This is a genomic window from Cyanobium sp. N5-Cardenillas (assembly GCF_024345515.1).
GTDB lineage: Bacteria > Cyanobacteriota > Cyanobacteriia > PCC-6307 > Cyanobiaceae > Cyanobium.
This window is the reverse complement of the sequence record NZ_JAGQBG010000169.1, coordinates 1-7,053: the sequence shown is the minus strand read 5'-3', so window position 1 is coordinate 7,053 and position 7,053 is coordinate 1. Positions and strand designations below refer to the sequence as shown.

Here is a 7,053-nt window from a genome sequence, read left to right as displayed (position 1 = left end):
ACGCCATGCGGCGACTCTAAGGAGCGGGGGTGTCGGCGTCCGCGCCGCGCCCGGCGCCGGAGCGCAGAATCAGGCGGCCGCCGATGATCAGGAAGCCGGCGGCGGCGGCCAGCTGCAGGCCGTCGGTGGGGATGACGCTGGAGAGGGAACCACCCGCCGCCGCCCCCACCAGACTGGCCAGCACCAGGGCCGTGGCACTGCCGGCGAAGACGGCCCCGGGCCGGTTGGAGGTGCCGCTGATGCTGACGATGGCCAGTTGCGTCTTGTCGCCGAGCTCGGCCAGAAAGACGGTGGCAAAGGTGGAGGCAAGCAGGGCGAACGGCATGGGGATCTCAGGAGGTGAGCAGGTGCAGGGGCGCCAGGTGCAGCACCGCCTGGCGGCCGAGCCACAGGCCCAGGGCCACCATCAGCAGCCCCGCTGCCCGCTCGAGCTGGTGGGCGGGCATGACGGTGGAGAGCCAGCGACCCAGCAGCACCCCCACCAGGCTGGAGCAGATCAGGGCCAGCGAGGCCCCCACGAACACCGTGAACGGTCGGCCCGACTGGGCCGACAGCAGCAGGGCGGCCAGCTGGGTCTTGTCGCCCAGTTCCGCCAGAAACACGGTGGTGGCCGTGCTGACGAACACGGTGATCCAGCTGGAGGGGGCCGGGGTGTCGGTCGGCTCCGGCGGCGGCGTGGGCTGATCGGGGGCGTCGGGGGCGCTGGTCATGACGGCTGACGGATCGTCCGCAGGAAACGGTGCATCACGGAGTGGCGGCCGCCCAGCTCGGCACGGATCTGTTCCTTGCAGGAGGCGATGGCCAGGGCGTCGGGATCGTCGCCGGGCTGACCGAACAGGGCCACCAGCTGGTCCACCCGACAGAAATCGGGCCGTTCCGCATAGATGCGGCAGCGACGGGAGCCGGTGTCGAAGTGGCGGCACCAGCCGTCCTCACCCACCATCGCGAGGTAAAGCTGCTGCTGCTCGGGATCGAGGGCCCCGATCGCGTCGCCCCTGAGGGCCGGATCGAGACGGCAGCAGGAGCCGCAGCCGCTGATGCAGTGCCAATGCTCGGATCGGGACAACGGAGCGGAACGGGTTGTCCCATTCACTCACACCCCCGCCCGGCGCCAGCCATGACAACCGATCACGGCTGCGGGGCCCATGCTTGGAAGGGGCGCACAGGCGACCTACACTCCATGCCGATCGTCCCCTTCGCCAGCTGTCGCCCCATGGGTATCGACTTCCATCTCATCTCCAACTTCGGCGCCCTGGCCCTGATCACCCTGGCCGGTCCGGCCGTGATCTTCATCCTCTACTACCGCCGCGGCGCCCTCTGAGCCCACGGGCAGGAGCAGGTCGGCCAGGGCGTGATACACCGGACGGCCCTGGATCGCCTGGCCGGTGTAGGTGGCGATGGCGGCGGCGGCCACCAAGCCCGGCAGAAGTTGCTGGTCCCCCGCCATCCGGATCGCGAACGCCACCGTCATCACCGGGAGCTGGGTGGCCCCCGCCAGCCCGGCCGCCATCCCCAGGGCCAGGCCCAGGTGGGGGTCCCCGGCCAGGGCCCGCACCACCCCCGCTCCAAACACCCCCCCCAGGGCAAAGGCCGGATCAATCAGACCACCTGGTATTCCTGCCGACAGGGCCAGGATCGGTCCCAGCAGCCGTGCGGCCAGCAGGACGAGCCAGCTCCAGCTGGGCGTCGTGTCGGCATCCTGGTCGAGAACCAGGCGCATCAGCGCTTCCCCGTCACCGCCACTGGCGCCGCCGGTGAGCAGGGCCAGCAAAGCCAGCAGCAGTCCCGCGGCCAGGCCGAGACGCAGGGGCCAGCGGCGGGCGATGGGGGTGATCAGGGCCGTGCCCCGCACCAGCAACCGGGCGAAGCCGCCACCGAGCAGGCCGCCGCCAAGACCGATCGGAATCGCCCACAGCAGCTGGTCGAGTTCCGTCACCGGGCTGGCGTTGATCCCCAGCGCGAACATCGGCTGACCGCCCAGGTTGCTCACCAGCGCCGCCGCGCTGGCCAGCACCAGGGCCGGCCACACCAGCCGCTGCTGGAAGCTGCCGGTGAGCTCCTCCACCACGAAGATCACGCCCATCAGCGGCGTGTTGAAGCCGCCGGCCAGACCGGCACCGGCCGCGCCGGCCAGCAGGTGGCCCCGGCTGGTGCGATGCAGCAGGCCCGGCCAGCGCCGCAGCAGGGCCTGGCCCACCGAAGCGCCCACCTCCACCACGGGGCCCTCCCGGCCCAGGGGCAGCAGGGCCAGGCTGGCCACGGTCCAGAGCCCCAGCCGTTCCCCCGTGGGGGCGGCGCTGAGCAGCTGGGCGCCGCGATGGGGATCCTCCAGGCAGAGCATCCCCGGGGGGATGCCCGAGCCGGCGCCACGGCGCCAGGGGCCCCGCTGGAACCAGAGCAGAAGGGGCACCAGGGGGATCGGCGCCAGGGCCAGCAGCCAGCCCGGGCCGCTCCAGGCGCCGCCGCTGAACGCCGGCAGGACCGAGAGCAAGCGGTCCTGGAGCAGGTCGATGCGATTGAGGGGCCAGCAGGCCAGCCCCACCAGGGCCCCCAGCACCGCCAGCTGGACGAGGGAACGCAGCAGGCCGAAGCGATGGCGGCTCATCCTGCCGCCATCCCCAGGGCCATGGCCGCCTCCCGCAGCAGTCCCTGCACGTAGGGGTGGGGGGACGCCTCCGAGGCCACGAGCGTGCCGGAGTCGGGATGGATGGCCGAACGCAGCTCCTCGCCGGCGGCGTTGCGAATCACCAGGCTGTCCCCCTGGCGCCGGCACCAGTAGGTGCGATCCCGCCGCTGCAGAACAACCCCATCGCCGCCGCTGCAGCGGATCGCCTCCAATTCCAGCTGGAACCGTTCCACCCCCTGCCAGTCGTCGCGGCGCAGCCGGAAGGCCACATCCACCGGGCCGGCCCACTGGCTGGGCCCCTGCCAGCGCCAGCCGATCGCCCGCAGCTGCGCCTCCCCCTGGGCCAGCTGCAGCTGCAGGTGGCCACCACGCAGCACCTTCTGCTCCACCACCTGGCAGCGACTGGTCCAGAACAGGGGTGTGGGGTTGCCGATGCCGAAGGGGGCCAGCCGTTGCAGGTGGTGCCAGAACTCCCGATCGATCCGCTCCAGCCGCAACAGGGCCTCGGGTTCGACGGCACGCCCATCCCCCGCCGCCTCCAGCCAGGTGCCGGCCAGAGCCACGAGGCGTTCCTGCAGGGCGGCCACGTTCTCGGCCCGCACCGTGAAGCCACCGGCGGCCGGATGGCCGCCGTGGCGCTCCAGCAGCTCGGCGCAGGCGGTCAGGGCCGCATCCACGGCGAAGCCCTTGGGTGCCCGCACCGAAGCCCGCAGGCGACCGCCCCCCTCCGCCGCCAGCAGGGCGACCGGACGGCCGAAACGTTCCACCAGACGGGAGGCGACGATGCCGATGACACCGTGGTGCCAGTGGCCCTGGGCCAGCAGCAGGAAGGCGGGCCGCTGGGGACCGTCGGCCTCCAGCAGGGCCAGGGCCTCCGCCTCGATCGCGCCGCAGAGTTCCCGGCGCTGGCGGTTGAGGGCTTCACAGGAGCGGGCCAGCTCCAACGCCCGCTCCGGATCCTCCGTGGTGAGCAGGTCGACCACCAGCTGGGGATCGCCCAGCCGACCCACGGCATTGATCCGGGGAGCCAGCTGGAAGCCCACCGCCTCCGCATCGACCCGGTGCTTCTCGAGGCCCGCCAGTTGGCGCAGGGCCTGCAGACCGGGCAGGGGGCTGCGGCCCAGCAGGGGCAGGCCATCCAGCAACCAGCGGCGGTTCACCCCCTGCAGCGGCGCCATGTCGGCAATGGTGCCGATGCAGAACAGGTTGAGGGCGATTTCCAGCCCCTCGCGACTTTGGAGCCGCCGGCAAAGGGCGGTGGCCAGCACGTGGGCCAGCCCCACGCCCGCCAGGCCGCGGTAGGGAGAGCCTTCCGGGGTGACGGCCGGGTGCAGCAGGGCCAGGTGCGGCGGCAGCTGGGGCGGCAGGGTGTGGTGGTCGGTGAGAATCACCTCCACGGCAAGGGCGGCGGCGCGCTCGAGGGCCTCGGTGGCGGCCACCCCGTTATCCACGGTGATCAGCAGCCGCACCCCCTCGGCCGCCAGCCGCTCCACCATGGCCGCGTTGAGGCCGTAGCCGTCCTCCATGCGGCTCGGGATGGCGGCCCGGGGCCGGGCGCCGAGCCGTTGCAACACCCCCACCAGCAGGGCGGTGCTGGTCATGCCGTCGGCGTCGTAGTCGCCGCAGATGGCCACCGGCTCGGACGTCTGGCAGCAACGCACCAGCCGCTCGACCGCCAGTTCCAGGCTGGGAAAATGGGCGTCGGGATCAGGGGCGGCCACGGGCTCGAGCAGCTCACGCACCGCCGCCTCCGTCAGCAGGCCGCGACGCCGCAGGATCGCCAGCAGTTCCTCGGGCAACCCGCCGGCGGCTTCCCGGCTGGCCGACGCCGGGTCATCGCCGCCCAGGGGAGTGGGCAGCAGCCAGCGTCGCTCGTTGACGGCAGAAAGCAACGAACGACGGGCGGGGCTTTCGCATTGTGGGAGGCGGGGCAGCGCGACGCACCCCTTAGCCTTGCGATGGCAACACGTGTGGCATCCAATGGCCCCGGCCCTGACGGCCCTGCTCTGGGACGTGGATGGCACCCTGGCCGAAACGGAGTTCGAGGGCCACAGGGTGGCGTTCAACCACAGCTTCGCCGCCGCCGGTCTGCCCTGGCGATGGGACCGGCCCACCTACGCCCGGCTGCTGGTAGTGAGTGGCGGCCACGAACGGATCACCCGTTTTCTGGAGCAGGCGGAAGGCCGCGCCCCCGATCCCGAGCGGGTGGCGGAGCTGCAGCGCCACAAGCAGACCCTGTACACGGCTCTGGTGCGCCAGGGCGGCCTGGCCCTCAGGCCGGGGGTGGCGCGCCTGGTGGAAGCGGCCGCGGCGACGGGCCTGCGGCAGGCGATCGTCACCACCAGTGGGCGCCTTGCCGTGACCTCCCTGCTGGAAGGCGCGCCGCCCGGTGTGGCCGGAGCCTTCGAGTTCTGGATCTGCGGCGAGGACGTGGAACGCAAGAAGCCTGATCCGGAGGCCTACCGGCTGGCGCTGGAGCGCCTGGAGACCGGTGATCAGGGGGTCCTGGTGCTCGAGGACTCACCGGCCGGCCTGGCGGCCGCCAGCGGCGCCGGCCTGCCCTGCCTGGTCTGCCTGAGTGTGGCGACCCGGGAGCACCCGGCCAGCGCCTTCAGCGCAGCCCGGGCCGTGGTCGAGAACCTGGAGGAAAGCGAGGGGACGGTGGAAGTGCACCAGGGGCCGGCTTGCCCCGGCCCCCAGGTGACGCTGTCGTGGCTGCAGCGCCTGCTCGATCCGCCATGACCCGCCTCCCCGTGCAGCGCACCCGTTTCCAGGGACTGATCAGCCGGCTGGGGGGGCGGGTGCTCGGCCAGGTGCGGAGCAGCTGGCGAACCGGCAGCCTGGCGGCCCTGGGCCTGCTGCTGGGATTCTTCGCCGGTCAGAACCTCAGCAGCTTCCTGCTGTTCACCTCTCCGGGGGGAAGGCCAGCCGTGGTGCTCGCCATGCTGCTGGTGATCGAAACCCTGGTGCGGCTGCGCAGCCGGCTGGTGCGGACCGAGCCCCCCCTGGGCTGGGTGATCGTCGACAACCTGCGCATCGGTGCCACCTACTCGATCGTGCTGGAGGCCTTCAAGGTTGGAACCTGAGGCGGCGGCGGCCTGGGAACGGCGGCTGGAGCGGGCCGGCGACCTCGGCCCGGTGCACCCCACCCTGCTGCGGCACCTCGCCCTGCCACTGCTGCAGCGACTCGAGGCCGGCCTGGGCAACGGAACCGCCCAGCGGCGACCGGTCCTGGCCCTGAATGGGCCGGTCGGTGCCGGCAAGACCAGCCTGGGCCGCGCCCTGGAGCGCCTCGCACCCCTGGGCGGCCTGCGGCTCATGGTGGTCTCGATCGATGACCTCTACCTGCCCGCCGAGCAACGGCGCCAGGTGCTGGCGGGCAATCCCTTCGGCGTCAGCCGGGTGCCGCCCGGCAGCCATGACCTGCCGCTGCTGCTGGCGGCGCTCAAGGCCTGGCGCGCCGGGGGCCCGCTGCGGCTGCCAGGATTCGACAAGACGCTGGCCGGAGGCGAAGGGCAACGATCCGGGTGGCGGGAACAGCCCGCGGACGCCCTGGTGATCGAGGGCTGGCTGATGGGATGCCGGGCCCTTGGTCCACAGGCCCTGGAGGCGGGGCTGCAGAGCGGGGCTGGTCTGGAGGCGCTGACCACCGAGGAACGGCAGTGGCTGCCCTTCTGGGACCGCCATCTGGCGGGCTACAAAGACCTCTGGGACGCCTGCGATGGGCTGTGGCTGCTGCGTCCGCAGCGCTGGAGCCTGCCGCGACGCTGGCGCTTCCAGGCCGAAGCCAGACAACGGCGTAGCGGTGGTGGCTGGCTCACGGCCGACAAGCTCGATGGCCTGGTGCGGGCCACGGTGCGTTCGCTCCCACCGGCGCTGTACCAGGACCCGCTGCTCAGGCCGCAGCCATCGCTGGAGCTTCAGGGCGGAGTGATCCTCGATGGCAGGAGACGTTGCCGCCCCCTGGAGGCTCAGCTCTCCTCGCTGGCTTCGGCTTCTTCGGCGATCGGGTAGACGAAGCCCTGGGCCCGTCCGCTCAGGACGGCCTTGCCCAGCGACATGGCCTTCTGGGCCGCCACACCGGCCTTGGCCTTCCAGTGGGCGTGGCGCTGGTTGCGCTTGCCTTTGGAGGTTTTCTTCTTGGGTACGGCCATCCGGCTATCTCGTTGCCAAACGGTGATCCTCCGCCGCCGACTCGCCTTTCGTCAAATGGCTACAGTCCATTCCTGATAAGGATGCCTGGCCTGTGAGCAGCAGTTCTCCTCCGGAGCCGGCCAAACCAGCCCCACCGGTGCAACCTGGCTTCAGTCTCGGGGGCCAGTCCTCCTCAGCGCCCTCCTACAGCCCGCTGCTGCGGGACATCGAAGCCGGCAAGGTGAAGAGCCTGGAGCTCTCCCCGGCTCTACGGGGGGTGACCGCCACGTTCC

The 7,053-nt window shown here is 72.0% G+C and carries 10 protein-coding genes and 1 pseudogene; 5 read left to right on the top strand and 6 right to left on the bottom strand.

What is annotated here, in order from left to right:
* Positions 1–16 precede the first annotated feature (16 nt).
* Genes KBZ04_RS12730 through KBZ04_RS12720 form a run of 3 tightly spaced genes read right to left on the bottom strand, consistent with a single transcriptional unit; the run spans position 17 to position 1,066 of the window.
* Positions 17–325 (bottom strand): TMEM165/GDT1 family protein, encoded by a 309-nt coding sequence (locus KBZ04_RS12730; RefSeq protein WP_254992282.1) that lies wholly within the window; start codon positions 323–325, stop codon positions 17–19.
* 7 nt (positions 326–332) lie between these two features.
* Positions 333–710, bottom strand: a complete 378-nt coding sequence (locus tag KBZ04_RS12725; RefSeq protein ID WP_254992281.1) for a TMEM165/GDT1 family protein — start codon at positions 708–710, stop codon at positions 333–335.
* Positions 707–1,066 (bottom strand): YkgJ family cysteine cluster protein, encoded by a 360-nt coding sequence (locus KBZ04_RS12720; RefSeq protein WP_254992280.1) that lies wholly within the window; start codon positions 1,064–1,066, stop codon positions 707–709. The genes KBZ04_RS12725 and KBZ04_RS12720 overlap by 4 nt, the downstream gene beginning before the upstream one ends.
* Between KBZ04_RS12720 and KBZ04_RS14375 the strand changes: the two are divergent.
* Positions 1,049–1,273, top strand: a pseudogene (locus tag KBZ04_RS14375) (hypothetical protein); the annotation flags it as partial. The gene KBZ04_RS12720 and the pseudogene KBZ04_RS14375 sit on opposite strands and share 18 nt — an antisense overlap.
* On the opposite strand, the gene KBZ04_RS12715 reads toward KBZ04_RS14375, so the two are convergent.
* Positions 1,172–2,605 (bottom strand): chloride channel protein, encoded by a 1,434-nt coding sequence (locus KBZ04_RS12715; protein ID WP_254992279.1) that lies wholly within the window; start codon positions 2,603–2,605, stop codon positions 1,172–1,174. The pseudogene KBZ04_RS14375 and the gene KBZ04_RS12715 sit on opposite strands and share 102 nt — an antisense overlap.
* A complete protein-coding gene (recJ, locus tag KBZ04_RS12710; RefSeq protein ID WP_254992277.1) occupies positions 2,602–4,518 on the bottom strand; it encodes a single-stranded-DNA-specific exonuclease RecJ in 1,917 nt (638 codons plus the stop codon). The genes KBZ04_RS12715 and recJ overlap by 4 nt, the downstream gene beginning before the upstream one ends.
* An 88-nt stretch (positions 4,519–4,606) precedes the next feature.
* Between recJ and KBZ04_RS12705 the strand changes: the two genes are divergently transcribed.
* From KBZ04_RS12705 to KBZ04_RS12695, 3 genes are read left to right on the top strand one after another with little or no spacing between them, the layout of a single operon-like run.
* Positions 4,607–5,368: an HAD-IA family hydrolase gene (locus KBZ04_RS12705; protein WP_254992276.1), complete on the top strand. Its 762-nt coding sequence runs from the start codon at positions 4,607–4,609 to the stop codon at positions 5,366–5,368.
* Positions 5,365–5,712 carry a DUF565 domain-containing protein gene (locus tag KBZ04_RS12700; protein ID WP_254992275.1) on the top strand — a complete coding sequence of 116 codons (348 nt, stop codon included), beginning with the start codon at positions 5,365–5,367 and terminating at the stop codon, positions 5,710–5,712. Before KBZ04_RS12705 ends, KBZ04_RS12700 begins: the two co-directional genes overlap by 4 nt.
* Positions 5,702–6,640, top strand: a complete 939-nt coding sequence (locus KBZ04_RS12695; protein WP_254992274.1) for a hypothetical protein — start codon at positions 5,702–5,704, stop codon at positions 6,638–6,640. The genes KBZ04_RS12700 and KBZ04_RS12695 overlap by 11 nt, the downstream gene beginning before the upstream one ends.
* Here KBZ04_RS12695 and rpmF read toward each other — a convergent pair.
* Positions 6,598–6,780, bottom strand: coding sequence for a 50S ribosomal protein L32 (gene rpmF, locus KBZ04_RS12690; RefSeq protein WP_254962985.1), 183 nt, complete (start codon positions 6,778–6,780; stop codon positions 6,598–6,600). The genes KBZ04_RS12695 and rpmF overlap by 43 nt on opposite strands.
* Before the next feature lie 92 nt (positions 6,781–6,872).
* On the opposite strand from rpmF, the gene KBZ04_RS12685 reads away from it, so the two are divergent.
* The coding region (locus tag KBZ04_RS12685) for a hypothetical protein (protein ID WP_254992273.1) at positions 6,873–7,053 on the top strand (181 nt) is incomplete at its 3' end.